This is a genomic window from Lacrimispora sanguinis, assembly GCF_044987295.1.
In the GTDB taxonomy this organism is placed as follows: Bacteria; Bacillota; Clostridia; order Lachnospirales; family Lachnospiraceae; genus Lacrimispora; species Lacrimispora celerecrescens_B.
Map to the genome: position 1 here is coordinate 4,045,694 of NZ_CP173277.1, position 25,322 is coordinate 4,071,015.

Annotated in this window: 25 protein-coding genes; 10 read left to right on the forward strand and 15 right to left on the reverse strand. The window is 41.8% G+C overall.

Annotated elements, in window-relative coordinates; translation table 11 throughout:
* Positions 1–4: 4 nt before the first annotated feature.
* Positions 5–778, reverse strand: a complete 774-nt coding sequence (locus ACHZES_RS18715) for a ParA family protein (RefSeq protein WP_154525362.1) — start codon at positions 776–778, stop codon at positions 5–7.
* A 144-nt stretch (positions 779–922) separates the two neighbouring features.
* Between ACHZES_RS18715 and fliD the strand changes: the two genes are divergently transcribed.
* The 3 genes from fliD to ACHZES_RS18730 all read left to right on the forward strand — a co-directional run bounded on the left by fliD (position 923) and on the right by ACHZES_RS18730 (position 4,207).
* Positions 923–3,352: a flagellar filament capping protein FliD gene (gene fliD / locus ACHZES_RS18720; protein WP_195841169.1), complete on the forward strand. Its 2,430-nt coding sequence runs from the start codon at positions 923–925 to the stop codon at positions 3,350–3,352.
* Positions 3,353–3,370: 18 nt separating this feature from the next.
* Positions 3,371–3,739 carry a flagellar export chaperone FliS gene (gene fliS, locus ACHZES_RS18725; RefSeq protein ID WP_154525358.1) on the forward strand — a complete coding sequence of 123 codons (369 nt, stop codon included), beginning with the start codon at positions 3,371–3,373 and terminating at the stop codon, positions 3,737–3,739.
* Between the two features lie 72 nt (positions 3,740–3,811).
* The gene (locus ACHZES_RS18730) at positions 3,812–4,207 is read left to right on the forward strand and encodes a hypothetical protein (RefSeq protein WP_154525356.1); all 396 of its coding nucleotides are present in this window, start codon (positions 3,812–3,814) and stop codon (positions 4,205–4,207) included.
* A gap of 21 nt (positions 4,208–4,228) precedes the next feature.
* Here ACHZES_RS18730 and ACHZES_RS18735 read toward each other — a convergent pair whose 3' ends face one another.
* Positions 4,229–4,984: a C39 family peptidase gene (locus ACHZES_RS18735; RefSeq protein ID WP_154525354.1), complete on the reverse strand. Its 756-nt coding sequence runs from the start codon at positions 4,982–4,984 to the stop codon at positions 4,229–4,231.
* 145 nt (positions 4,985–5,129) lie between these two features.
* On the opposite strand from ACHZES_RS18735, the gene ACHZES_RS18740 reads away from it, so the two are divergent.
* On the forward strand, positions 5,130–6,410 hold the full coding sequence (locus tag ACHZES_RS18740) for a nucleotidyltransferase family protein (protein WP_154525352.1): 1,281 nt from the start codon (positions 5,130–5,132) through the stop codon (positions 6,408–6,410).
* 2 nt (positions 6,411–6,412) lie between these two features.
* On the opposite strand, the gene ACHZES_RS18745 is transcribed toward ACHZES_RS18740, so the two are convergent.
* The 11 genes from ACHZES_RS18745 to ACHZES_RS18795 form a co-directional block, all read right to left on the reverse strand.
* Positions 6,413–6,664: a carbon storage regulator gene (locus ACHZES_RS18745; RefSeq protein ID WP_092243433.1), complete on the reverse strand. Its 252-nt coding sequence runs from the start codon at positions 6,662–6,664 to the stop codon at positions 6,413–6,415.
* On the reverse strand, positions 6,639–7,112 hold the full coding sequence (gene fliW, locus ACHZES_RS18750; RefSeq protein ID WP_154525350.1) for a flagellar assembly protein FliW: 474 nt from the start codon (positions 7,110–7,112) through the stop codon (positions 6,639–6,641). Before fliW ends, ACHZES_RS18745 begins: the two co-directional genes overlap by 26 nt.
* Before the next feature lie 21 nt (positions 7,113–7,133).
* On the reverse strand, positions 7,134–7,742 hold the full coding sequence (locus tag ACHZES_RS18755) for a DUF6470 family protein (protein WP_092243435.1): 609 nt from the start codon (positions 7,740–7,742) through the stop codon (positions 7,134–7,136).
* A 21-nt stretch (positions 7,743–7,763) separates the two neighbouring features.
* Positions 7,764–8,777, reverse strand: coding sequence for a hypothetical protein (locus tag ACHZES_RS18760; RefSeq protein ID WP_154525348.1), 1,014 nt, complete (start codon positions 8,775–8,777; stop codon positions 7,764–7,766).
* Positions 8,778–8,787: 10 nt separating this feature from the next.
* Positions 8,788–10,809 (reverse strand): flagellar hook-associated protein FlgK, encoded by a 2,022-nt coding sequence (locus ACHZES_RS18765; RefSeq protein ID WP_195841167.1) that lies wholly within the window; start codon positions 10,807–10,809, stop codon positions 8,788–8,790.
* On the reverse strand, positions 10,806–11,234 hold the full coding sequence (gene flgN / locus ACHZES_RS18770; RefSeq protein WP_195841166.1) for a flagellar export chaperone FlgN: 429 nt from the start codon (positions 11,232–11,234) through the stop codon (positions 10,806–10,808). The genes ACHZES_RS18765 and flgN overlap by 4 nt, the downstream gene beginning before the upstream one ends.
* The gene (locus ACHZES_RS18775; protein ID WP_154525342.1) at positions 11,227–11,550 is read right to left on the reverse strand and encodes a flagellar biosynthesis anti-sigma factor FlgM; all 324 of its coding nucleotides are present in this window, start codon (positions 11,548–11,550) and stop codon (positions 11,227–11,229) included. Before ACHZES_RS18775 ends, flgN begins: the two co-directional genes overlap by 8 nt.
* A gap of 133 nt (positions 11,551–11,683) precedes the next feature.
* Positions 11,684–12,730 (reverse strand): chemotaxis response regulator protein-glutamate methylesterase, encoded by a 1,047-nt coding sequence (locus ACHZES_RS18780; RefSeq protein ID WP_154525340.1) that lies wholly within the window; start codon positions 12,728–12,730, stop codon positions 11,684–11,686.
* Between the two features lie 147 nt (positions 12,731–12,877).
* Positions 12,878–13,690, reverse strand: a complete 813-nt coding sequence (locus ACHZES_RS18785; protein ID WP_154525338.1) for a protein-glutamate O-methyltransferase CheR — start codon at positions 13,688–13,690, stop codon at positions 12,878–12,880.
* 14 nt (positions 13,691–13,704) lie between these two features.
* Positions 13,705–14,175: a chemotaxis protein CheW gene (locus ACHZES_RS18790; RefSeq protein ID WP_154525336.1), complete on the reverse strand. Its 471-nt coding sequence runs from the start codon at positions 14,173–14,175 to the stop codon at positions 13,705–13,707.
* A gap of 29 nt (positions 14,176–14,204) precedes the next feature.
* Positions 14,205–16,343 carry a chemotaxis protein CheA gene (locus ACHZES_RS18795; RefSeq protein WP_195841165.1) on the reverse strand — a complete coding sequence of 713 codons (2,139 nt, stop codon included), beginning with the start codon at positions 16,341–16,343 and terminating at the stop codon, positions 14,205–14,207.
* 125 nt (positions 16,344–16,468) lie between these two features.
* Between ACHZES_RS18795 and ACHZES_RS18800 the strand changes: the two genes are divergently transcribed.
* The 6 genes from ACHZES_RS18800 (at position 16,469) to ACHZES_RS18825 (ending at position 22,169) form a co-directional block, all read left to right on the forward strand.
* Positions 16,469–17,890: a hypothetical protein gene (locus tag ACHZES_RS18800; protein ID WP_395549002.1), complete on the forward strand. Its 1,422-nt coding sequence runs from the start codon at positions 16,469–16,471 to the stop codon at positions 17,888–17,890.
* A complete protein-coding gene (locus ACHZES_RS18805) occupies positions 17,877–18,239 on the forward strand; it encodes an EscU/YscU/HrcU family type III secretion system export apparatus switch protein (protein ID WP_154525332.1) in 363 nt (120 codons plus the stop codon). The genes ACHZES_RS18800 and ACHZES_RS18805 overlap by 14 nt, the downstream gene beginning before the upstream one ends.
* A 3-nt stretch (positions 18,240–18,242) precedes the next feature.
* The gene (locus ACHZES_RS18810; RefSeq protein ID WP_154525330.1) at positions 18,243–18,890 is read left to right on the forward strand and encodes a PilZ domain-containing protein; all 648 of its coding nucleotides are present in this window, start codon (positions 18,243–18,245) and stop codon (positions 18,888–18,890) included.
* A 95-nt stretch (positions 18,891–18,985) separates the two neighbouring features.
* The gene (locus ACHZES_RS18815) at positions 18,986–20,350 is read left to right on the forward strand and encodes an N-acetylmuramoyl-L-alanine amidase family protein (RefSeq protein WP_154525328.1); all 1,365 of its coding nucleotides are present in this window, start codon (positions 18,986–18,988) and stop codon (positions 20,348–20,350) included.
* Entirely contained in the window at positions 20,338–21,405 is a 1,068-nt protein-coding gene (locus ACHZES_RS18820) for an N-acetylmuramoyl-L-alanine amidase family protein (RefSeq protein WP_154525326.1), read from the forward strand. Before ACHZES_RS18815 ends, ACHZES_RS18820 begins: the two co-directional genes overlap by 13 nt.
* A 29-nt stretch (positions 21,406–21,434) precedes the next feature.
* Positions 21,435–22,169, forward strand: coding sequence for a lytic transglycosylase domain-containing protein (locus ACHZES_RS18825; RefSeq protein WP_353655238.1), 735 nt, complete (start codon positions 21,435–21,437; stop codon positions 22,167–22,169).
* Between the two features lie 105 nt (positions 22,170–22,274).
* Here the strand turns inward: ACHZES_RS18825 and ACHZES_RS18830 are convergent, their stop codons facing one another.
* Positions 22,275–22,655 carry a response regulator transcription factor gene (locus ACHZES_RS18830; protein WP_038283847.1) on the reverse strand — a complete coding sequence of 127 codons (381 nt, stop codon included), beginning with the start codon at positions 22,653–22,655 and terminating at the stop codon, positions 22,275–22,277.
* Between the two features lie 21 nt (positions 22,656–22,676).
* Positions 22,677–24,404 (reverse strand): DUF342 domain-containing protein, encoded by a 1,728-nt coding sequence (locus ACHZES_RS18835; protein WP_154525324.1) that lies wholly within the window; start codon positions 24,402–24,404, stop codon positions 22,677–22,679.
* Positions 24,405–25,322: the final 918 nt, after the last annotated feature.

Consider the following 25,322-nt stretch of genomic DNA (forward strand, 5'->3'; position numbering starts at 1 on the left):
GTAATTAATTTCTACGTTGTTTAATCAGTTCCAGAACCTCGGAAATCAATTCCTTATAGTCCTGGGCAGGATTGGATCTGGGAGCATAATCCAGAAGATTTACTCCCTGGGCAGGGGCTTCCGCCACGCTGACGCTGGATCGGATATGGGTGTTAAATACCGTAGAGTTGATCTGCAGTGCGATTTTCTGAGCCATTTCCTTAACCTCTTTGGAAAGAAGGGTTCTGGGATTATATTTGTTAAGCAATATTCCAAGGACCACCAAATCCGGATTGACGGAGGAACGGACGGTGTTGATGGTATCTTTAATCTGGGAGACACCCAAAAGGCTTAGGATTTCCGGAATCATGGGGATGATCAGATAGTCAGCAGCCGCATAAGCATTTACAGTGAGAATATTTAATGCAGGGGGAGTATCAATAATTATGTAATCGTAATATCCGGCTACAGTAGAGAGAATATTCTTTAAAATACATTCCCGCTGCTTTCCCGTAAACTCCAGTTCAGCTCCGCTTAACAGAATATTGGAGGCAATTACATCACAGCGCTTTGTAGTCTGGATAGCCTCCTGCAGGGAAGCGGTTCCCTTTAAAACTTCGTAAATGGTTGCGCCGGATTCGATCTGCAGTCCAAGGCTGAAGCCTAAGTTACCTTGAGGGTCTAAATCCACCGCCAAAACTCTTTTATTATTCATGGCGAGACCGCAGGCAAGAGCACAGGAAGTGGTTGTTTTGCCTACGCCGCCTTTTTGATTTGTAATTGCAATGACAGTTGACAACTTCTATTCCTCCAATCGTAAATTGAAATAATGCTATTATCTTTAGTATACAATATGTCGATAAATAAGTATAGTGAAAAACAATAAAAAAGCTGTATTTTAGAGAATCATGTAGATATGTGTCGTTTAGAAAGGAGCTTCAATATGGCATCAGTATACAATAATGTGGCTAGTAATAGTTTATCTTCTTCTGTTCGTGGCTATGGCGGCCTTGCAAGCGGCTTAGACCGTGACAATCTGATTAAAGGAATGACCGCCGCCACAAGAGCGAAGATTGCAAAGCAGGAAAAGAGCAAACAGTCCTTGCTGTGGAAACAGGATGCTTACCGCTCGATCAGTTCCAAGCTGGTTGAGTTTTCAAGAAAATATACTTCCTATTCCTATTCAAGTACCAATCTTTCAAGTCCTGCTTTTTGGGCATCGAACAACGTTACGGCAATAGGGGCAAACAGCAAGTATGTACAGGTTTCAGGAAGTTCTTCTGTAGCAGATTCCATTTCCATTGTAGGAGTGAAACAGCTTGCCCAGAAAGCCTCTGTGATTTCCAATGATAGGGTTTCTGATGGAGCACTGGAAACTGGAATGATTGATTTAAATGAAAACAAAATGATGAGTACTCTGGAGGGGCAGTCTTTAACCTTTCAGTATGGGAACAAAACTTTTTCTGTTTCTTTACAAAGTGGTGTGGATAAGAATGGCGATCCATACGATTATTCCACTGAAGCCAGTACGGTAGACGCTATCAATAGGTCTCTGAAAGAGGTTGCCATTGGGGACGGCAAGACTTTGGCAGATGTTCTGGAGGCAACATATTCTTCTAAGCTGGATTTTAAGTCCGTTGATCCTAATAAAAATGAAATCCGCCTCGCAGGTGGAAGTAAAGGAGCGATGGAAGCCCTTGGTATCAGTGACAGCAATGTGTGGTCGCAGCTGGTAAAGGATGGTAAGACAGTGATTGGTGAGGCCGGAATGTCGGCAGAAATAATGGAGAAGGATCAAACTCTTTATAAAAATAAGTCCTTTGAAGAGCTAGTAAATGAGAAAAGCATGAGCTTTACTTATAATGGGGTTACGAAATCCATAGTCCTATCCAGCCAAGGCAGTATGGCGGAGTTGGCGAAAGACATCAATACTAAGCTGGAAAAAGAATTTGGAAAGGGAAGAATTAATGTGACGGTGGTTCCGGAGCTGGATGCTAATGGTGATCCGAAGGATCCTGCAAGGGGAATGCTTAAGTTTGAAACAATAAAGCCTGATGGAACAACTGATGACTCTTCCAACTTAATGATCAACTATGGCGATGCAGAGGTGAGAGCAGCCTTACAAGTAGTAAACGGGGAATCAAACCGTCTGAACTTGGATGCAGCGGTCGGGGAATCTGGCTTAAAAATCACCGATTCGCTAAGTAATCCGCTAAAAATTGTAATCAATGGTGTAAACATTAATGAGGACGGAACCCTTACTGATAAAAGTACCTTGAATCAAATCATGGAAAAAATCAATCGCTCCGATGCTGGCGTGACTGTGAGCTATATGAGAGATGCTGATAAATTCTCTTTCGTAGCGAAAGAAGAAGGAGCGTCAGGAGAAATTAAATTTGATCTTGAGGGGGCGGATAATGAAAAGCTGTTTGGAGCCATAGCCAAGCCTATCACAAATCCTGATGACAGCCAATCTGCTGCGAAGTATTCTGGTAAGGATGCCATAGTATTAGTCAAATATGCCGGCTCACCGGATCAGGTCGAATTGACCAGAGGAAGTAACACCTTTGATCTGAATGGGTTAAATGTCACCGTAAGCGGAACCTTCAATGAGTCAGGAACGGGAGGGGCAGATCAGGCTGTCACCTTTAACGCTAAAACAGATTCCGATAAGATTACAAAAGCAGTTTCCGAGATGATTAAGGATTACAATGATATCATCAAGCTGGTTAACGATCAGATTTCCACTAAACCAAACCGCAAATATGAACCATTGACTGATGAGCAGAAGGCGGAGATGTCGGAAAAACAGATTGAGCAATGGGAGGCAAAGGCCAAAGAAGGCCTGTTGTTCAATGATCCTGACTTAAGAGGTCTGTCTGACAGTATGCGCTTTATCTTTGAAGGTGGCTCTGAAAAGAAAGCCCTTCTGGAGTCTTATGGAATTTCCACAAGCAATAAATACCAAGAGAACGGAGCGTTGGTATTTGACGAGGTAAAGTTCCGGGCAGCCCTTGAGAAGTCTGGAGAAGACTTACAGAAGCTGTTCACCGATGGTGCGGATACTCTTACTGGAGATAAGGGTGGCGTTATGACCCGTTTAACTGCAATTACAGATAAATACGCTTCTGAAACAGGTGCCACAAAGGGTATCCTGATTGAAAAAGCAGGTTCCTCCTATGCTCCTGTCAGCATTCTCAACAATAATATCAAGAAGTCCGTGGACAGAATTGATGATTATATCGAGCGTCTCCAGTCTCAGCTTAAGTCGGAGACAGACCGCTATATTAAGCAGTTTACCTCTCTGGAAACATTGATTTCTCAAATGAACTCCCAAAGCAGCTGGCTGCAGAGTTCATTCGGCGGTCAATAAAGAATGGCGGTGTAGAACATGAATGCCTATGGTTATCAGAATTACAAAACGCAGGCGGTAAATACCATGACTCCTGGAGAGATGCTTGGTCTCCTGTATGATGAGTTATTAAAGCGTCTGACTAGAGCGGAGCTTGCCCTGGAGAAAAAGGATTATGTGCTTTTTGACCAATCCATGCAGCGTTCCGTTGAAATTGTAAATTATTTAAAAAATACTTTGAATCATAAATATGAAATAAGCTCCGAGCTGAATCGGTTGTATGATTTCTTTCTTTATGAGTTCAGCCGGATTAGCGCGGGAAGAAATCCAAAGGTGATTGAAGAAGTCAGACCCTTGATAGTAGAATTGAGAGATGCCTTCAAAGAAGCGCAGAAGTTAAGCAGTTAAAGAGTGGTGCCGGAGGGAAGATTTTCTCTCCGGCTATTTGATATTCATTTATGAGAATGAGGGAGGATGCACATGGAAGAATCCATTCTGTTTGAAATTCTTAAAGAGATGCAGAAAAAATATACGTTTATTGTCGAAATTGAGCGCATTACCCGGGAGATGGGAGATGCCCTATCTCGAAATGACAGGGAATCGGTTCAACTACTGTTGGGTATGCGCCAGGATGAAATGAACAAAGCAGATGTATGTACCAGGAACGTAGATTGCCTCGTATCCGCCCTATCACCGGAAGACGGCAGTCAGGTTAGAGAATGGCTTAACGGCGATGGAGGCAGGAATCCTGACAGTCCTATGGCAGGGATGTTGGTGGAGAAGAGAAAGAGCATTCAGCTGGCGCTGAAACGGACCATTGAGGCGGATCGCTACATAAGCATGCGGTTATCAGGAAAGGACTCTTTCTATCAATAAAGATCGTAGAAGTACGATTCGTTAATTCGGAGGGCCGATCATCCAAAGAGGCCCTCCATTTGAAGCATGATAGTTTAATTCTTTCAATATAAGTGCGGGGTCCCAGTCTAATTGACAATTATTGTATTGATTGGCATCAGCAATTTTTATCTGGCCCTCTTCTGTAAAGCGGGTAAGAATAATAAAATGCCCATTCTGAGTAAAATGCCCTTTCTTCATAAGGGCTACAATCACATGGCCGGAATTTAATGCATTCTCCAGCCCTTGGACCGTATAATCCTTAACTGGCGCGGCATTTAGGCCATAAGCCAGGGCGCTGTCTAAAATCAGACGGTGATAAGAACCTTGGCCGGGCGCCCAGGACTTATTTGCTGCCGCCCACGCAGCTATATCAGGAGGAAGCACCTGATTACCGGTAAGGCTTGTGACAACCATAGCCATAACGGTAGGGCCGCAGCCATAGGTGGAAAGAGGATCCTTTCCCCCATATAGAAAGCCGCCCCACCTCGCATCATTCTGGTTATAGTAGGTAAGAGGGCCGCATACGCTGTCCAGCATAAGGTCATACCTTCCCTCTTGGGGAAAATCAGCTGCAGCCGCTTCAAGGCTTTCATTTTGAGAATAGTCTGAAACAACTTCTGTTCCACTTCCTGCCGGGATCGTCTGATCGAAGGAAGGAGAGGCCATAAAAGGTATTACAGTCATAAACAGAGTTCGAAACAGGATATATTGGATGGTATTCAACACATTCACCTTTTCTTTATTAATATTATTCATTTCTATTTTATTTATCGAACTACTGTCTGATAAAGTTAAGATTGCTTCAAAAAAACCGATATATAATATAAGAGGTATTATTTTACAGCGGTAAATGATAGGCCGTCTGCAGGAAACCGTATATTGATTAAAGGTGGAATCGTGAATGAGTAAAGGATACGAAGAACGGTATTTAATAACACTGCTGTCATCTGTGATGAACCAGAAGGAATCGCCGGCACCGCTGAGGAACTTAAATTGGGATAAGATGTTTCGGCTTGCTGATTATCATCGTGTGGCTCATGTTGTATATTACGGAATTATGGGATTAGATGAAGAGATACCTCAGTCTATCCGTCAGCGATTTTTTGGGAAATATTTAGAATCCGTTCATCGGGTTGAACGTTTGCGTTCAACAGAAAAGCAGGTACAAGCTCTTCTGGAAAGGAACGGGATTAACTGCTTTTTTTTAAACTATTCTGATTTTGTTAAATGCTATCCCATTGAAGAAATGTGCTGCAGGGAATTTATAGAGATTGGCACGGAAAAGAAGTATGCCCAGACCATCAGAACACTTCTCTGGGAAGCGGATTTTGAAGATCGATATACAGAAATTCGAGGGGAGCTGTACTATCGAGTTCCAGGGAACAAGGTATTGTGCTTCAACCAAACCATGTTTTTCAGCAGGTTAATGCAAAAGTTTTATACCAATTTACTTCATTCCTTACCAAATAAAAAGGGTATGAAATATATTCGGGATATGAATGCCAGTGAGATATATTTATTCCTTATGTGCAGGCTGACAGATTCTTACGCCAGAGGGGATATCAGCTTAAGCCAGATTATGGACTTTTGGGTATTTTATAAAAATCAAGGGGAATTCTTTTTATGGCCTTATATTTACGAACGTTTAAAGGAGCTTAAAATAGAGGAATTTGCGGAACGTCTGGAATATCTCATCCTCCGCTGGTTTGGCACTGGAGCAGGAATTGAAAATGTGGAAATATATGATGCCATGGAATCCTACATCTTCAGCAAAGGAACAGAAGGGCGTGAAATCAGTTCTCAGTTCCTGCCTTTGATCAAAACGGTTGCCGACTGCTATTCCAGAGACAGGAAAAGAGAAGAACTCCTAAGACTGGTAGCTTGGCTTTTTCCAGACCGGGAGTATATGGAGACTATATATCCTGCATTGGAGAACTTCAGCATACTTCTTCCATATTTTTGGCTTATCCGCCTTGGAAGATATTTCGTTAGGATGATTGGAAGCAAAATAGGAGAGAAGTTTAGGATCTCAAAAAAGACAGTTTTTCTGCATATGATGAAAAGATATCAGAAAGTAAATGCGAAAGAAAAAATAGAAGCGGAAGAAGATACAAAAGAAGATACTAGAGAAGATACAAGAGAAGAAGATACAAAAGAAAAAACAGCGGAAATACCTAAATAATATCAGGTATTTCCGCTGTTTTTTGACTGACTCATCAAGTCCTTGATTTTAGAAATAGAGTCTTCGTTTAGGCTGGAGGAAGCGGCCTCCTGATTAGCTGAGGCAGCCTCCAATAGCTCTGTTCGAAGAATTGAAATTTCTTTTGGTGCATCAATTGCTAACTTAACCCAATCATTTCCAATTTCAACAATTGAAACAGTTATGTTGTCACCAATTGTAAGGGACTGATTATTTTTTCTTTGAAGAATCAGCATACGACTCCCCCTTTTTTATAAAATCCTTAAGTGGATGACGGAAGCGGTAAAGAGGATTGTCCAAAATTACCTGTCTGCCTTCCCGGGTTTCCGTATTTACCGCAATGGGAGCCTTTAAGTTTACCGTACTGCTCTCCATTGGATCATGGATTACGCTGATAACATAATAAGAAATCTTATCTTCGCCGTCAGAAACTTTTAGAAGTTTTTGATCCTCCTGAGATAATTCCGGTTCGTATTTTTCATAAAACTGGAATGGATTCATAAGAATAAAGGAAACGCTTAAATCATCTATAGACTGCAGACAGATCAACGCATCGCTATTCTCCTGAAAGGCCAGAGGAACATAATTTTTCAAGTCGGTAAAACCAAACAATCCATCAGAAAAATGTATAAATTCTTTTTCTGAGCAAGTAATCTTGCCAAAATATTGTGTACTAATTTCCATAAATACCTCCAGAGTACAGGATTAAGCGATAAGATCTACCGAAGTATGCTCGAATAAATCGGCTGCGCTAGGCGGAACATAAAGAGGCTTTCCAATATATTCAATATTCACATCAGGCATTTGGGTGATTGACAGCTCAACGTTTCCAGGTATAAATTCAAATTGTCCATTTGCTATTTTTATGTCAAAACTCATTCTATCCATTTCGTATTGCATAGAAAAGTCAGGTTCGGACCATTCAATATTAGGCCCTGTATTAGGAAGGAATTGTAATCCGAATTCTCCTGTAGGCATTTGGGCACGCTGACTGAATATTAAGTCAAGGGGATTTGAAATGTTAGGGTCTAACAATATAGCACCTTCTTCTGCGTATGCAGCAGTAGCCTCCATGGCGGCTGATTTACCCATGGCAGCAGATTGCCTCACACTTTCCATTGTAGTGGGACAGACTGAATTACGTGCATCGAACGTATCCAGATACAATTTAGTAGGGCGGTTTTTTACAGTCAGGCCGCCCTTGTTTCTGTCGGTTATCAGGTCAGACTTAGAACTGGAATATTCCAATTTTGCTCTCTGAATTTTCAGTTCGTATTTAATCGGTATGGTCGTAATTCTAAGCAATGGTTCCATTATATCACACCTCCATCAACTTTACTTCATGAAATCAATAAAAGATGGAGATAAGATACTTGTTCCTACCTTTAGGGCTGCATTGTATGCATACTGATTCCACATATAATCGGTAATAGCATCAGCAGGGTCTATTCCTTCCACCTTTAACATTTGTTCCTGTAGAGAAATATCGTTATTTTCAAGACGGTCTTTTGTAGTAGTTAAAAACTCAGATTTAACACCCAGATTCGTGACTTCATTTAATACGTTGGAACCTAAGTCTTTAAACTTGTTTGCAAGTTTTCCATAAGCGTCTGCATCAAAGTTACCTGCCTCCAGGGCATCAGCCAACTGGCCGGCTAAAACAATGACATTATTGCTCACACCAGCTGCATCTTGTCCGTATCCAATGGCCTTTATACCGGGAAGAGAAAGATTAAATGCGCTGGAAGGCACGACACGGTCAGCTCCGTCGAGAGAAAGCCCCAGCCCTAAATCAACATAAAGGGTTTCTTTGGACAAATTTGCAAGAGTTTTATAATCTTGACTTCCGGGTGCGGCATTCACATCAATGCCCCGGTAAGTAAGGGTCTTTCCATCTTCAGAGAGCGCAAAGGGAGGATTCTTACCGTCTGCTCCGGCAAATAAAAATGTATCCTCATAGGTGGAGTTAAGGCTTAAGACCATGGATTTTTGAAACTGACGGATTGCAGTTGCAAAGGTTTGTCGCGTTTCCGGTGTCTGCTTGTCACCGCTCATAGCCTGTAGGTTATATTCAGCACTAATTGTTTTTATAGCATTGGATACCTGCATGAGCGCATCTTCCTGCCCATCCTGACGGGACTGAACGTCCGATAGTGTGTTCAAATTATCCAGATTCTTGTAGTATTTGCGGTGAAGCTGAGATGCACGGGCTGCAGATGCAGGGTTCTCCGAGACGCTGTTAAAGCTACGTTGTGTCATAACATGGTTTCTAGATATATTTAAGTTGCCTATGGAAGCTGCAAGATTGCTTTTATAATTCCGTATAATCGCATTAGTTGAAATTCTCATTGGAAACCTCCTATCTTCCTACAATGCCTGTATTGTTTATTAATGTATTCAGCGCTTCGTCAAGGGTTGTCATAAGACGGGCGGCAGCTGAAAAGGATCTTTGGTACTGCATCAGGCTAATACCTTCCTCATCTAAAGAGACACCTGATACGGCATCCTTGCTGTCTGCAGTCTGCTGAAGCACAGATATGTGGTTATTAAGAATCGCTTTGTTGGCAGAGCTGTCAATACCCTGGGTGTTTTCCAGGTTAGAATAGCACTGGGAAAAGTTTCCGGTATAGTGGGTAATATATCCGGTTTGAGCAACTCCGTTGGTGTCCATGTAGGTGTATTCATATTTGAAAACCCGTTCATCAGTCAGGGATTTCAGCATTTTTATAATGTTGTCATTGGCAGTGGAACCAGCATCATCTTTATGAGAAGCAATGATGTGAATGGTGTTGTTCATCCAGTCATCGGATATTTTAATGTTGCTGGCGGTAAAGCGATTGCTTCCATCGGAAGTCTGGAACAAATCAAAGTTTCTAACATTGAGAGGATTTGCTTTATAGACAATTGACATATCCTTATCACCGGGGGTTTTGATGCTGTCCACATTCGTTGGTACAGGATTAGTACTGCGCCATTCCAGCTTTCCGGAATTATAGGACCATTCGCCTGCTTCACTGTTTCCATCTACAAGCATTGATGGAGTTGTGCCATTATTCAATTTATCAGTCAGGTTTTTTAAACTTTCTTCAAGAGTTGCTCCAATGGATATATCGTTTATACCGTTTCCGTCGCCAAATGTATAAGTCTCACCATTGATCGTAATTTTTTCTCCCGTTAGGAAGTTTCCGGTCGCCTTTGAGTAATCCATTCTGAAAACTGCTTTTCCATCAGTGTCCTTTAATGCCGTACCTATAGTCGGCAGCAGAGTCACGCCGGTATAAGGCTTCGTATTGCCATTCAATTCATTAAAGGTATTAGCAAAAGTCTGTACAAATGCTTCAAAGGATTTTTCGTAATATCCAATTCCTCTGTAATCTGAAGAAGGATGGTCCAGTTCTCCCGATTTATTCAATACATCTACAGTTCCTTTTAAACTTCCCTCTTTCAAATAATTGGTAATATCCGTCTTTAGGGAGCTTACATCCGCATCGTTGGAGAAATTGCTGGCAGGAATCAATGATATGGAAACCTTACCGTCAGGCTCACCGTTGAATCCTTTGTTTCGTGTCATAGAAATTGATGCGACATTTTCGCCATGTTCTCCTGCTGTAAGAGGAAAGGTCATTCCATCGCTGCCTCTGAAATTTACAACCGGATACTCAAATTTAGCTCCTGAAGCGACAACCACATCCTTGTAAGTAACAGTGATGGGAAGGTAGCCGGCAAGCTCATCAAACTTTTCATTTCTCTTATCCAAAAGCTCCAGAGCTGGGTTACCTTGTACCTGGCTCTTCCAGATGGCATCGTTTAACTCTCCGATGTCAGATAGAAGACCGTTAATGGCAGGTATATCCGTATTCTCCAGGCCATTGATGGTTTCCTCCCGAACGCTTTTTAAGTCAGCGGCCTTTTGATGTATGTAATTTACAATGACCTGAACCCTGGAACGGACTATGCTGTCAAACTCGCTATCATTTGCATTGGCGGACAACTGATCAAGGCTGGAACTTAAATCACTGAGAGCCTTTTTTAATGCTTCCTTATCGGTTTCATCAAAAATATCGGCTAATTGATCTAAGGTAGTCTGTCTTGCATCTGCCGTTCCCACCTTGGCAATTTGATTTCGGAACTGAACATCTAAAAATGGATCTCTTATCTGTGAAATGCCGGTAATCTCAACACCATAACCGATTTTTGAACCAGGTCCGGTACTCATAGAATCGGCGCCTCTTGTATTAAAGCTTGCAAGATCCACCCTCTGTCTGGTATAGCCTTTTGTGTTAATATTTGCTATATTCTGTCCGGTTACGTCAATGGCCCGCTGGCTGGCAGTCATGGCCAGTTGGGCAATGGTAAAGCCGGAGAAAGTAGAGCGTGTCATAATAATCCCTCCCATTTTGCATTGTCTGGAGCCATTTTCCCTTGGGAATTCTGAATGGCTTTGTTTATCATGTGAAGATTGATTTCTATCATGGTTCGTGCACCGTCACTTATTTCCTGAAACAGCCTGACCTGATTGGAAAGCCTGTCAAACAGTTCTTTCAGCTTATCACGTTCCTCGTCCTCTGAGACTTTTGAAAGTATCTGCTGAAAGGTATCACCCTTCATGCCAAGCTGTTCCTGGCAATCCTCACGCTTTTTATCAAGGCCTCTCATCTTTAAAATGGCGGCCTGTTCTTTGTTCATGCAATCTTCCACATAAGTGACCCGATTTTTTTTAGCGGCTTCCAGTTTTACCTGTTCTACTTTAACCAGGTCTTCAAAAAGCTGGATCATATCCTCAATTACTGCGATAAAATTATTCATGGAAATCGGCTCCTTTGTATAAGAGAATTCTTTCGGCAATCTTGTTGGCATCTACTTGATAGGTTCCGTCTTCAATCTTTTGTCTTAAGAGATTCAGCTTTTCTTCTGATGTGGTCTGCTTTACTTCTTTCATAAGAGCATCTTTTAGGTTTGAGATGAACTTGGTATCCATTGCTTCCTGAGGAACGGAACGGATCGTGATTTCATCGTAATTGTTCTTGCCGGATTCAGAAGGGGTGATATCATTTTGATCCTGGTTTTGCCGTATCATGGAGGTATTATACAACGTACCGTAATAGTTCTGTGAAATACGCATTTATTTACTCCTTTCTAAGAATTTTATAAGGAAATTCGATTTGCCTGGTGGCTCATCAAAGGCTGCTTTTTCTTTACATTTATAATATCGTCAGTTTTGAGAAAATATTAACTTCAGGAATAGAATTTCTCAATTAAAGAGAACTTAAATGCTTCATCAGGACGCCTGCAATATTTCCACAGGATACCTGTCTGGTGACAGCTCCTATATTATAGGCTACCATAGGCATTCCGTAAACAACGCAGCTTTCTTCATCCTGACCGATGGTAAAAGCTCCCTTTTTTTTCATATTGAGAAGTCCTTCGGCCCCGTCACGTCCCATACCGGTCATGATGATCCCCACGGAGGAGGCTCCGGCTGTATCGGCTACGGATTGGAATAGAACATCCACGGAAGGACGGTGTCCGCTTACTTTTTCACCGGGGTAGCAGTTTACTGTGTAACGGCTTCCCATTTTAACTACCTTCATCTGTAAGTCACCGGGAGCAATCAGTACTTGGCCCCTTTCAATGGTATCCCCGCTTTGGGCTTCTTTTACATTCATGGCGCAAAGCCGGTTTAAACGGTCTGCATACATTTTGGTAAAACCCTCCGGCATATGTTGTGTGACCACAATTCCGGGTGTGTCCGCAGGAAGATCTTTTAACACCTGAAGAGTTGCTTCTGTTCCACCCGTAGAAGCGCCTATGGCAATTATGGTATTAGAGGCATTCATGGAGAGAGCCGCTTTTCCCATGGCAGACGTCCCTGGTTCTATGAGAGGATGGGGAGAAACTGGGACTTTAATGGCAGCACGGGAAGCAATAAAAATTTTGCTGATTAAGGTATTTAAGAATGTGCTGGCAGTATTACTGCTGGACATGTCAGGTTTTCTTACAAAGTCCACGGCGCCTGCGGAAAGGGCATCAAACACGTTTATATTAAGAGAAGAGACTAAAATGACTGGAACCGGATGTTTAGGAAGAAGTTTTTTTACAAATTCAATGCCATTGACCATGGGCATTTCTACATCAACTGTCACTACGTCAGGTTTAAGTAAAGGAATCTTACGTTCGGCATCAAATGCATCGACCGCATATCCTATCACTTCTATATTGGGGTTTTGAGAGAGAGTATCAATTAATACCTTGCGAAACAGCAGGGAATCATCTACTATGAAAACTCGGATTTTTTTTGCCATAATTTATTCCTCCTGTTATTTCTTCTTATCTGCCCACGCTTTATTGGCAGAGCCCATACCGCAGTCATACTGCAATTCTAAATCCGTGTAATATAAAATCCATTTACTGAAATGGAGAGACAGTAAATAGATTTTATATTACGCAGATCATTCTTTTCGGTAAGTAGCCGGCATTAAGTACCGGTAAGGCGTTTTTTCTTTGTTAATTGTTTCGGAGTGCCCGATAAATAAGTATCCGCCTGGAGCTGTTGCATCATAGAATCGCTGAATCAGCCCGTCTTTGGTATTCTGATCAAAATAAATCATGACATTTCTGCAAAAAATAATATCAAATTTTAACCGGAACCGAATGGGGTCCATAAGATTAAAGGTTTGGAAAATAACATTTGATTTAATTGCCGGAGCTACGGAATATAATCCCTGCTCCGGTGTTTTAACAAAGTATTTGGATCTCCACTCAGGAGATAAGTTCTTTAAGGATTCTTCATCATATACCGCTTCCTTTGCGGCCCTTAGTGCATTCTGGGAAATATCCGTGGCAAGGACTCTGGTGTCCCAGAGGGCGGCTTGGGCCCCCAGGGTATCCTTGATAATCATGGAAATGGTATATGGTTCTTCGCCGGATGAACATCCGGCGCTCCAAATGCTTAAAACTTTATTCTTTTTTGTACTTATAAGATAAGGAAGAACGGTATCTCTAAAAAAATTAAAATGTGCTTCTTCCCTCATAAAGTAAGTATAGTTGGTTGTAAGTTTGTTGAGCATTATTTCCAGATCAGCCTGATTCTTTGAAGAAAGAATGTGATCTACATAATCTGTGAAGGAAGTGTATCCCATGGAAATGATAGTGTTTGACAATCTTCCCATTATGAGCTGCATCTTTTTGGACAGGTCGATTCCATAATTTTTTTTCATGAAGTCCACCAGCCGTATGAAATCATGCTGCGAAATTGTTAACATAGGGTAGCCGTCCTTTATGAATTATTGACTAAGGTTTCGCAGTCCAGTAGAAGGACAATGTGGTTATCTGCAACTGATATCATGCCGCTGACCAGTTCTTCCCGGTTATTGGCCGGAACTGGTGAGATTCTGGAATAATCAATATCAAGAACCTGCTCCACGGAATCCACGATGATTCCTATAAAAACAGAATCTACATTCAGAACAATGATACAGCTTGAGCTGGTATATTCAATGTCCGGCTTGCCAAGTCTTGATCGGATATCCATGATGGGAACGATCTGACCTCTTAAGTTGATGATTCCTTTTACATATCCTGGTACCATGGGCATAGCAGTAATGGTATGGTTGGTAATGATTTCAATGATATAATTGGTGCTCACACCAAAGGTTAAGTTCTCTGTGCGGAAGGTTAAATAGCGTTCCGTGGTTTCTGTCCGTGCGGAAGTAAAAACTTCGGATGTAGCTGTATTTTCTGCTGGCATTTGTATTCCTCCGATTTCAATTTGCTTGTCTAGTACTGGTTTTGTGATGCGGCATACAGGTTTAAAACGTCTAATATGATGCTGATATTACCATCACCAAGAATGGTACAGCCGCTAATACCTGAATCCTTAACATTGAAGCTGTTTAAGAATACCGGAAGCGGTTTTACAACGACCTGCTGTTCTCCTAAAAGCTCATCGACAAAGAGACAGTAAGATTTATCACCGGATTCTACCCAAACCAGAATTCCGTCTTCAATGCTTGTAATTTCTGTTTCAATGTTATAAAGTCTATGAATGCGGATAATGGGATAGAATTGGTTCATGCACCTGACGATCTCATTGCCTTCCGTATCGTAGATCACTTCTTCATTCTTCACCTTAAAGGACTGGCGGATATTCGCAATGGGGATGGTAAAGACTGATTTACCCACTGAGATCTCCATACCATCCACAATTGCCATGGTGAGAGGGATTTTCAAAGTAGTGCACATTCCCTTACCTAATTCACTGGAAATGCTTATGGTACCTCCGATATTCTCAACATTTTTCTTGACCACATCCATGCCAACTCCACGTCCGGAAAATTCAGTGACAACTTCATTGGTAGAAAAGCCGGGAGCCAGAAGAAGGTTTAAGATCTCCTTTTGTGAGTATTCGCTTTCCGGTTTGGTAAGAATGCCGTTTCTCTTTGCTTTTGCAAGAACTCCAGCCGGATTCACACCCTTTCCGTCATCGCTGATGGTAATGACGACTTCGTTGGTTGTATGGCTTGCAGAGAGAGTTAGTTCTCCCTGAGGATTTTTCCCGGCAGCAATGCGTTCCTCTGCAGTCTCTTCAATTCCATGGTCCATGGAATTGCGGACAATATGCATGATGGGATCCCCGATGTTGTCTACGATGGACTTGTCAACTTCCGTATTTTCACCGATAATGGTTAAGCGCACGTCTTTTTTAAGCTTTTGCTTCATATCCCGGACAATGCGGTTCATTTTCTGGAATACGCCGGAAACAGGAACCATGCGCAGGGACATTACAATGTCCTGTAAGTCATCGGTCAGCTTGCGAAGCTGTCTTGTGGCTTTTAAAAAGCTGTCAAGGTTCTTTAAATTCTGAATATCAGGTGAGGAAGTCACCATGGATTCCGTAATAACAATCTCACCGACGATTGCAACCAGGTTGTCCAACTTCGCCAGATTTACGCTGATCAGATTCTGTTTGCTTGGCATCTGATGAACGTTACTAGGGGCAGGAGAGCCTGTTACCGGGGTGCTTTCACTGGCAGATGGGACGGAAACAGCCGCAGCAGTCTCCTTTTCTGCACTGGGAGCAGCCTTGGCACGAGGATTCTCAATCAGTTCATAGGAACGGATGTTGTTCATATTGTTGACCTGTGATATAGCTGAGTCAGCTTCCTCACGGGATTGGAAGGTCAGGAAAAAGCCTTTTTCAATAATTGACACGCTGCTCTGGCTGTTGGTCTCCACATCGGCGGGATAAAAGTTAAACTCAAGTCCGGATTCTTTTAATGCACTGATCAGCATGAAAGCACGAAGGTTTTCCATTCCGCAGCCTTCATCAAAAAAGATGCGAAGGAAAAAGGCAGCTGAATCCTCTGGGCATTCGGCAACGTCCAGACGGATTTCTTCCAGGCTGGTGGCAGAAAGGAGAGAGGAAACGTCCGGTGCTGGCTGGGAAGCTTCTTTGGGACGGGAAGTTGCCGAATGTTCTTTCTCCCCGGCAGCGGTTGGATTATCATCGCTGATTTTTTTCAGGAAGCTATTAATTTCTTGAGTAAGATGGTCGACATTATCACTAAGTGGTTCATTGTTTTCTACTTTTGAAACTTCAGCACGAAGCATATCAGTAGATCGGAACATTAAGTCAAAAAGAGTGCTTTTGTGGGAACTGTCAAAGGAATCCAGACCATTCTCACGGATAAAAAAGAATAAATCTTCAATACGATGAGCAATCTGCATCAGGGAGGAAAATTCCATCATAGCGGAAGATCCTTTGACAGTGTGCATGATGCGGAAGATTTCATTTACGTCGTCTACTGTAAAATCTCCTGCTTTTTCGGCTTCTATCAGAAGCTCGTCTAATTGCTCCAGGAGGGAATTGGTTTCAAAGAGGTACATTTCAAGCATATTATCCATGCCGTTATCCATAGTATTTACACCGCCTTGTTTAGTTTAGTATATATCTATTTATCGGTATGGTTGGATAAAAAATAATAGCAAATTAAATAACCTTTCGAAAAATATATAAAATACCAGTAAAATGGAGGCATAGTATGGCAGATATTTTGAAAGTTTCAACACCCCTTTCCGGTTATGATAATTCCTCGATCAAAAACAACCCCCAGGCTGGCCAGGGAGTCCAGATACAGAACCCCGTAGACCCCTCAAAGGTGATGAGAGCGGATAACCGGTCTGACTCCGGAGGAAGCGGAGAACAGCAGCTGGCATTCCAGTACGGTTCAAATTTCGGTTCATTTTTAAATCAGGTAAAAAACATACCTGATCTTTCCAAAATTATGACTGATATTTTCTTTCAGAGCGAAGAAATGTTGACGGGTGGAGTCATGGGAGAGGAAGCAGCGCAGAAAATCGCTTCTTTTTTTGAGGCGGCACAGATGCAGTTAGAAGATATACTGCCCTTTTTAAAGGAACAGGCCGAATCAGCGGTCCGCTTTAACGGAGGCATTTTTGACCAGCTGCGTCATGTGATGGCAGAAACAACTTCTGTGGATTTAAAAGCAGAGATTTTAAATTTTATTAGGAAATTCAATGATATGTCTTCCGGAAAGCATATACTTCATGATATATTTAATACAGTAAAGGACATGGAGGCGTATGTTTTTAAGCAGACAAGAGAGCAGATAGAAGCTATGCTTAAGGAGCTTGACTTATCAGCTCCCGAAGGGCAGACTTCCCAAAACAGCGCACTCTTAAAGGAGAAAATCCTTCCCTTTCTGGGCCGTTATATCGCAATGAATCACGATATGGGTACGATAAGGGACAAGATATCACTCTTAACAGTATTAATAGCCAGGTATGAAAATGGGGACAGAGAAGAGGTTTTGCAGTCCTTTTCAAAGCTGGCAGGTTATCAGGGCTTCCGTAAATTTTTTGGAGCCATGACTACAGAGCAGTTTGGTGATCTGCTTGATCAGGTCGACATGGAGCAGGCAGCAGGGAAAAACCAATGGGCGGATAAGTTTGTTGATTTCCTAAGGACCGGTGCGAATGGAGGTATTGGCCTTGAGAATAAGCAAATGTTTCAGAATATGCTTCAATCCCTGGTTTTGAATGAAAGTGTTTATATGCCCCTTTTACATCTGGCATTCCCCATGGAGATTGACGGGCGGAAATTATTTTCCGAAATGTGGATTGATCCAGACGAGGAGGGCAGCAGCACCCAGGCGGGGGCAAAGCATAAGACCAGAATTTTCGTTAAATTTGATATCAGAGAATTGGGCCAGTTTAAGCTTCTGCTTCTTTATGGAAATAATGCAGCCTCCCTACAGCTTTTCTATCCGGAAAAGATGCAAAAAACAGAGGCAAATATTTATAAGGAAATTAAAAATATCCTTGAGCGATATCATTTCCGAGCAGACAGCTTATATCTTCAGGCAGGGGGCGGTCCTTCCTCGCCAGTAGAGGTATTTCCCAAAATCCATGAAAGGAAAAATTCAGTTGATGTCAGAATTTAAAAATACGTTAAATAAAAAGGCGGTTGCGATTAAATATGACGATGCAAAGAATTCTGCACCAGTTATCGTGGCCTCCGGCATGGGATATATGGCAGAAAAAATAATAGAAACTGCCAATGAAAGCGGTGTACCCGTTTATGAGGATAATTCTCTGGCAACCATCTTGACCCAGCTTGAACTGGGGAGCCAGGTGCCGCAGGAATTATATCAGGCTATTGTGGATATTTACCTTTATTTCTTGAATTGTGTACCTGGTTCGGTAGAAAAACCGGCACCTGAGCCTATAAAGGAAATAGGGGAAGAGGATTTAACTAATGAGGAAATAATAAAAGAGGAAACGGTGGAGTAGTTTATGTTTACTGAATGTGAAAAAGCAAGTGTTTTTTCTTTAACGGGTGTCTTTATTGCAGAGGTAAAGGTAGTTGATTCCCATACGGACAGTATGGGACTAATCTTTAATGAGGAAGATATGGATAAGGTGAGCACAGAATCCGTGATCGTATTTCATGACGGTGTTCAAGGGCTTGTTACATGCAAATGCCGATTGTCAGGCAGGGTAAAGATTAGTGGCGAGGAAGTTGGAGAGATCGGTAATGCGATCTATAAGGTTCCATGTGTAATCGATGAATTGATCGGTACAGAACAAAGGCGTCGTGATCTTAAGGTCAAAGTCTCATTTCCGGTTACCCTGGAGACGGCGGATTCAGACGGAAAAGTCACACATATAGCCGCTAAGATAAAAGATTTAAGTGCAGGCGGGGTTGGGCTTGAATCGGCTGTTGAATTAAGTGTAGAGCAGATCTTTTCCTTTCTGTTTGAAACGGACAGCGACTGTACAAGGCTCAAAGGCAGTATTCTATGGGTAAAGAAATTGTCAGGTGAGAACGAACCGCCACGCTACCGATATGGCAGCCGTTTCTTTGATATGACATCTTATCAGGAGTCCATGGTCAGGAAGTTCGCTTTTCTGGAACAGCTGAAAAAAAGAAAAACTCAGTAATGCCGTGGTTGTGAAACTATAGTATTGCTATATGTAACTTAACGATAAAAACTTACAAACTGTAGAGTAAGGACTTATTTAAAAGGAGCGATTTCATGAAACAACAAAAGAGGGGATTGGCAATAGCAGTTTTAGTTGCTTTTTGCCTGTGTCTCTTCCCTGAAAAAGCGATGGCAACAGAGGCAATCAATTCAATCAGTATTAAGGTGGTACTTAATATCGAGGCAGGTGACCGTTTGCCTGATATAAATATTAATCAAACTAGTGGAGAGTGCTATGTGACTTCCGGTGATAAAAAGTACACTGTCAGGGATGCAAAGTGGGTGACCTCCACCTCAAAGGATATATCGGTGGGGGAAGAACCCAGGATGAATGTTACCCTTACCCCTTCCGATGAATACGATGCTTATTTTAAATCTTCTTATGAGGCTACCAAGATGAAAATCACGGGAGGTTCCTATGTCAGCGCAAAGCGAAATGGCAGTGACATGGTTGTCACCTTAAGGACGAAACCTATTAAAGGCTTGTACGCGGAACCGGAAGACGTGGGCTGGAAGGATACAAGGCTTGGCCAGGCTGTCTGGTCCAAAGGGGATAACACATCAGGTGCTTATGAATTATGGCTTTACTGTGGTAAAAAAATAATTATAAAAAAGGAACAGGTAAAGGCTACCTCCTATAATTTCTATCCGTATATGACAGAGGAAGGGACCTATTCTTACAAAATCCGTTCCGTTCCCTACAAACAGGATGAGCTCAAAAATGGAAAGAAAAGCGGCTGGGTCGAATCTGACGAACTGGTTATCAGGGACCGGGATGTATCCGATGGAACAGGAAAAGACTCCGATACAATCGCGGGCTCTGGAAATGGTACAGGGGTAAAGGAGGGCTGGGATCAGCAATCCGGAGTTTGGTATTACCGGTATGCCGATGGAACAGTTCAGGCTAATTCCTGGCTGGAACTTGATAATGTATGGTACCGCTTTGACCAGCAAGGAAAGATGGTAACCGGCTGGTTTATTCAGGACCCAGATATCTATTATACAAATTCCAAAGGGGCAATGGTGACCGGTTGGAATAAAATTAACAATACATGGTATTATTTTTATCCGGACAGAGGCTACGAGGCCCCAATGGGAGCCGCTGCAACGAATTGGCAGGTCATAGACGGCTATTATTATTATTTTAACAGTCAGGGTGCTATGCAGAAGGATTGGATTAACCAGGCAGGAAGATGGTATTACTTAAATACCATACAAGGGAACTTAGAGGGAGCCATGCTAAAGGGCTGGATTACCCGCAATGGGTATACTTATTTTACCGGGGAAGACGGAGTCATGGTAACTGGCTGGCAGAAGATCGACGGACTGTGGCGTTACTTTAATCAGAATGGAACTATGGCTGTTAATACGGTAATCAATGGATTTCCGGTGAATGAGGATGGGGTATGGGTGCAATGATGAGAGAGAAGAAAAGAAAATTGTTTTCTATGTGTTTTGCTGTGTTTGTAGCGGCATTTACATGCTTACCGGCCATAACGTCTTATGCCGCTGATTCTGTGGTGATCCGAAGCTTAAATCTTAAGTTTGACAGCCAGTATGGGAATGAAGAAATACTGATGCCTGGAATTTCCGCTACCACTGCCGGCGTATCAGTAAAAGATGTTGTTTGGAAACGGGATATCAGCAAATGGAAGGCAGCAAATAATGAACGGGTCAGTGTATTTTTAACATCAGACACCATGATATTTGCAGAAAGCTACAACCGGTCAGAGTGTAAGCTCACAGGAGCGAAGTTCGTATCAGCCAAAGCTGTGGATAATCATACTCTGGAAGTAAAAGTGGATTATGTTCCTGTAGTAATCTTGGGAAGGACAACCAAAGCCGGCTGGAGCGACAGCAAAAAGACAAAGGCCGTGTGGCAGAAGGTTGAATTTGCTACGGGTTATCAGGTTGCTCTATATGCAGATGATAAGTTGAAAACACGTATTTCCGTAGAAACTAATACGGTTGACCTTTCTAAGTACATGGATAAGGAGGCAGTTTATTACTATGAAGTCCGGGCAATCGGTTTTACTTCCGATGACCGGAAATATATGAAGGACGGGTCTTATGTCACTTCCGAAGACGTCATTATGGAATATGACGGTGATACAACAGGTACATGGAAGGGAAACACCTACAAGCAAGAGGATGGCGGAGTCCCTAGGAATTCCTGGAAGCAGATACTAAACGACTGGTATTATTTTGATGGAAATGGAATTTATCAGACAGGCTGGATTCAGTCAGGTCAAAGGTGGTATTATCTGGATCCAAAGGATGGAAAATTACTCACGGGCTGGCAGTTTGTCAATGGAAAGTGGTATTATTTAAATACAGGCGGAGGAGAGATGCTGACAGGTTGGATACAGCCCCAGCCAGGGATTTGGTATTACATGAATCCAGACGGCAGCATGGTAAGCAGCGCGAATGTCGGCAATTATTGGGTAGATGCTTCAGGAAGATGGGTTCCGTAACAATCGGAAATTGACGGGAGGATAAAATTTTGGCAATAATAGACCAGTTAAAACTGTCTGCACTTACTAGTGCAAAGGCGGGGCAGGCGGGATATACGGCAGCTTCATCTGCCAAAGGGAATTTTAAACAAATTTTAAAATCAGTAGCAAAGGCTCCGGAAAACCTTGAGGCCATTTTCAAAGAGGCGTCTAAAAAATATGGTGTTTCCGAAAAACTGTTAAAGGCGGTTGCTAAGGCAGAATCAAACTTTAACCCATCTGCTACTTCAAAGAAGGGAGCTGCCGGTGTAATGCAGCTGATGCCTACCACTGCCAGATCCTTAGGAGTGGACGATCCTTATGATGCTAGAAGCAATATCATGGGAGGAGCTAAATATTTAAAAGAAAATCTGGAACGGTATAATGGAAATGTAGATCTCACTCTGGCGGCCTATAATGCCGGCAGCAATAATGTAAGCAAATATGGAGGAATCCCACCTTTTAAGGAAACCCAGGAATATGTAAAGAAGGTTAAGAATTATATGGGAGATTCCGAACCATCAGGATATTCCGACACATCAGGATATTCAACGGATATCTCAAGTGCTTTGCAATATCTGTCAAGTTCATCGTTGGAAGGAGATAGCGGAAGCCTTGTACCGGCTAAGTCTGATTATCTTTATTTAATCGAACTGATGAAGATTCGGATGCAGATGGCTTCCTACAGCATTTCCAATCAGTTTGGCTCTGATGATTCACTGTCTGGGTCGATCTATAATTTATAAATATAAAGCCTAATGGAAGATTGAAAGAAATAGATTTTCCATTAGGCTTTTTGTATGTAATAATAATTAACATATTATTTTAGTCATAAAAGAACTGTCCATCGTTTACTTTTCGGAAAGTGCATCACTTACTTTTACCAATGCCTCGATAAAATATGATTTCTTAACAGGCTTGAAAACGAAAGGAACAGAGGGACCCAACTCTTTAACCATCTGCTGTGTTTTATCATAGACAAGAGAGCTGATGATGATAATCCCTGCATCCGGATGATGCTTCAATAGGCGTTTGGAAGCTTCGATGCCATCAATTCCAGGCATTAAAATATCCATGGTCACAATATCTGGTCTTTCTCTTTCATAGGCTTCCAATGCCTCTTCCCCGCTTCTGCACTGATAGATTACATCAAAATCTGTTCCTTTAAGTAATTGTTCTATCTCATTGCGTGTTACAATTGAATCATCGACAATCATAATTGTTTTTCTCATAATAGCTTCCCTCCTTCTGATTTAATTACTTCCGATCGTAACTTCACCTTCATTATTTTTATAAATAATACTTCTGGAGTATTCCTCCTGAACCAACAGACTGGAAGAACCAATCCGGATGCGAACCACGGGCAGCAGCTGCTGGCATTGAATAATTCCGGACTGTTCTTTGTCAATTGTGTTTATTGCCTCCAAACGGTTTGTGATCTCCTGTTCCCGGAGGTTTAAATAAGTGGAAGCCTGTTTTAAATTTTCTAACAGCTGCTGTTTATCCTGCCTTTGGGTAGTCTCAAGGTAGGTAATATTTTTCCTTACTTCCGACATGTTATGGTGAAGCTGTTCCAGCTCTCTGGTAAGCCGAGCAGATTCTTCCACGTTTTTAGGAACATTTGCAATGATTAATTCAGTGACAAGCCGCCGTACTTTAGAACCAATAATACGTGCATTGATGCTGTTTGCGGCCAAAAGGGTACCGCCGATAATAACTCCCATACCGGAGGTTACATTAATATCCTGACCGCTCTCTATTTTTGAGTTAATAATGCTTTCCGCATAAACATTGCCTTTGGCAGTGACCGTGCAATGTTCCAGGTATCGGCACTTGACATCTGAGTCAGAAGTCAGAGTACCACGGCCATTTCCAGACATGCCGCTGGCAATCGTAATGGATCCCTGGGCGGCAATCTGAGCGCCTTCCACGGAGCCACGGATGTCAATCCTTCCGGTAGCTTTCACCGAAAAGCCATTTCTCACATCTCCAGTAATCAATATATCACCGTCATAATCCAGGTTACCTGTACTATTATCAATATTACCATTTATCTTTAGGATAGGATCTACCTGAAATTTTCCATTAGCAAATGTTACATGGCCTGTTTTTTGGGAAATAAGTAGGGTCCGGTCTTCCGTAAGCACAGTATTGCGGCCAGCAGGTACGAGAACATCAGATCCTTGAATGGTGCAGGGATAAGGGTTCCCGTTTATGGTCATACCATTTTTCCCCGGCACAGCAAGTGCAATACTGCAGATGATTTCCCCTTCTTTAACAGACTGAATATTATTTAAATTTTTATAATCAACAGATCCGTTTTCATCTTCTATAAATTCAAGCTTAAGATCCCGTTTAAAATGGTCTTTAATAGAGCCATCGATTCCGTTTCGTGCCAGAATTCCCTTTGCAACCAGCACGGCTTGACCATAGATTTGATTTTCAATAATTGAGTTCAAAGACTCCTCCATGATTCCAGTGGATACATGCTCCTGATTGAGGATTGTTTTTAAGTCTTCTTCCTTTATATCCTGACCGTCATTAAATGGAGGGATCACATAAATCCATGCAGCCATGCGGTCTTTTGAAACATGAAGATAGGCCTGAGCCGCCCTTGGCTGAGGAACCTGCTCCTGTGTAGTTTCGGATGTCCGTTTAAAAACATTGGATAATGATTGCATTTTACTGGAAAACTGTGCGCATTCACTGTATAATGCTTCTTCATCTATCCGTACAATAAGCGGATCATCGGATGGCTCCCATATTGAAGAGGATGGAGCTTCATTTTCAATTTCGTGAAAAGCGATTGTTGCGGCTGAACTTTTTTGCTCGGCTGGTTCGGATACTGTCTTATTAAGATCTTCATTTTGGGATTCTTCAGGTGAAACGACAGATGTTGCACTGATATTTTCTGAGGTTTCCGCAGAACGTCTTACATTTTGGAAAAGGCTAAAGAATCCTTTTTTAGTTTTATCTTTCATTTTCTTCCCCTAACATTAAAAAATACCTGCTACTCTGATGCAAGTAATTGGCTGATTTCGATTTGCTTCTTTGGCTGGAGTTAATAAACATCAACGCTATTCAGCTTTACAATCAAAGATGCTGGCTCTGGTTTTTGGTCATTTCATTCCTATGTATATACAGTCAGATGAAATGAGTCTAGAGCTTTTGCAGATCAGATTACCTGGACTGAGCCATGAGAATCTATTTTGTTGAATGTTGTATTTAATTCTTTTTGGTTGATCCATTATTGAAAATAATCTGTCATGCAGATTACCCGGCATTGAATCACGGGGTACTGGGATTCTTGAATCAAGATGCGGCATAGGAACACCTCCTTCTTATTACAAATCAACTATATTTTATATCGGCAAACTATACTATTAATATAACATAAGAGTTGCCCTTTTGGTTACTTAATTTCAAAAAAATATATATGGTAACATAGAATAGTTACTAAAAGCCAAAGCTGTGTAACTGAATTCTGTTTTTATCTAAGATTGTTTGAAGGTTTGTAGATATACTTGGTTCCTGGTCAGGGGATAGAACATAGCTGGCGCATTCTATCAGAGGTATTATTCGCAATAAAACAAATTATAAAAACAATTCAAAATAATTGTTGACATTTGTCGAATGCTTTGGTATGATATAACTCGCCGCTGAAAACGGCGGCAAAAACTTCTTCTAAAACACATCGATGAGCGATGAGAAAGTTTTGAAGAAAAATAAAAAAATGGTTGACAAAAACAACCGGTTATGATATCCTTTAAAAGTTGCTGCTGAGACAGTAACACGGAAAAAGCACTTTGAAAACAGAAGATTGAACAGTATGTAAAACCCTGAAAATTCTAATAAAATAAGTCATGTTTGATGGCTTTGAATGAGAAAATTTCAGAACG

Excerpts from the sequence above, each read along its gene's own strand:
- fliD (WP_195841169.1), top strand. The coding sequence starts at position 923 with ATGGCATCAGTATACAATAATGTGGCTAGTAATAGTTTATCTTCTTCT.
- fliS (WP_154525358.1), top strand. The coding sequence starts at position 3,371 with ATGAATGCCTATGGTTATCAGAATTACAAAACGCAGGCGGTAAATACC.
- ACHZES_RS18730 (WP_154525356.1), top strand. The coding sequence starts at position 3,812 with ATGGAAGAATCCATTCTGTTTGAAATTCTTAAAGAGATGCAGAAAAAA.
- ACHZES_RS18735 (WP_154525354.1), bottom strand. The coding sequence starts at position 4,984 with ATGAATAATATTAATAAAGAAAAGGTGAATGTGTTGAATACCATCCAA.
- ACHZES_RS18740 (WP_154525352.1), top strand. The coding sequence starts at position 5,130 with ATGAGTAAAGGATACGAAGAACGGTATTTAATAACACTGCTGTCATCT.
- ACHZES_RS18745 (WP_092243433.1), bottom strand. The coding sequence starts at position 6,664 with ATGCTGATTCTTCAAAGAAAAAATAATCAGTCCCTTACAATTGGTGAC.
- fliW (WP_154525350.1), bottom strand. The coding sequence starts at position 7,112 with ATGGAAATTAGTACACAATATTTTGGCAAGATTACTTGCTCAGAAAAA.
- ACHZES_RS18755 (WP_092243435.1), bottom strand. The coding sequence starts at position 7,742 with ATGGAACCATTGCTTAGAATTACGACCATACCGATTAAATACGAACTG.
- ACHZES_RS18760 (WP_154525348.1), bottom strand. The coding sequence starts at position 8,777 with ATGAGAATTTCAACTAATGCGATTATACGGAATTATAAAAGCAATCTT.
- ACHZES_RS18765 (WP_195841167.1), bottom strand. The coding sequence starts at position 10,809 with ATGACACGCTCTACTTTCTCCGGCTTTACCATTGCCCAACTGGCCATG.
- flgN (WP_195841166.1), bottom strand. The coding sequence starts at position 11,234 with ATGAATAATTTTATCGCAGTAATTGAGGATATGATCCAGCTTTTTGAA.
- ACHZES_RS18775 (WP_154525342.1), bottom strand. The coding sequence starts at position 11,550 with ATGCGTATTTCACAGAACTATTACGGTACGTTGTATAATACCTCCATG.
- ACHZES_RS18780 (WP_154525340.1), bottom strand. The coding sequence starts at position 12,730 with ATGGCAAAAAAAATCCGAGTTTTCATAGTAGATGATTCCCTGCTGTTT.
- ACHZES_RS18785 (WP_154525338.1), bottom strand. The coding sequence starts at position 13,690 with ATGTTAACAATTTCGCAGCATGATTTCATACGGCTGGTGGACTTCATG.
- ACHZES_RS18790 (WP_154525336.1), bottom strand. The coding sequence starts at position 14,175 with ATGCCAGCAGAAAATACAGCTACATCCGAAGTTTTTACTTCCGCACGG.
- ACHZES_RS18795 (WP_195841165.1), bottom strand. The coding sequence starts at position 16,343 with ATGGATAACGGCATGGATAATATGCTTGAAATGTACCTCTTTGAAACC.
- ACHZES_RS18800 (WP_395549002.1), top strand. The coding sequence starts at position 16,469 with ATGGCAGATATTTTGAAAGTTTCAACACCCCTTTCCGGTTATGATAAT.
- ACHZES_RS18805 (WP_154525332.1), top strand. The coding sequence starts at position 17,877 with ATGTCAGAATTTAAAAATACGTTAAATAAAAAGGCGGTTGCGATTAAA.
- ACHZES_RS18810 (WP_154525330.1), top strand. The coding sequence starts at position 18,243 with ATGTTTACTGAATGTGAAAAAGCAAGTGTTTTTTCTTTAACGGGTGTC.
- ACHZES_RS18815 (WP_154525328.1), top strand. The coding sequence starts at position 18,986 with ATGAAACAACAAAAGAGGGGATTGGCAATAGCAGTTTTAGTTGCTTTT.
- ACHZES_RS18820 (WP_154525326.1), top strand. The coding sequence starts at position 20,338 with ATGGGTGCAATGATGAGAGAGAAGAAAAGAAAATTGTTTTCTATGTGT.
- ACHZES_RS18830 (WP_038283847.1), bottom strand. The coding sequence starts at position 22,655 with ATGAGAAAAACAATTATGATTGTCGATGATTCAATTGTAACACGCAAT.
- ACHZES_RS18835 (WP_154525324.1), bottom strand. The coding sequence starts at position 24,404 with ATGAAAGATAAAACTAAAAAAGGATTCTTTAGCCTTTTCCAAAATGTA.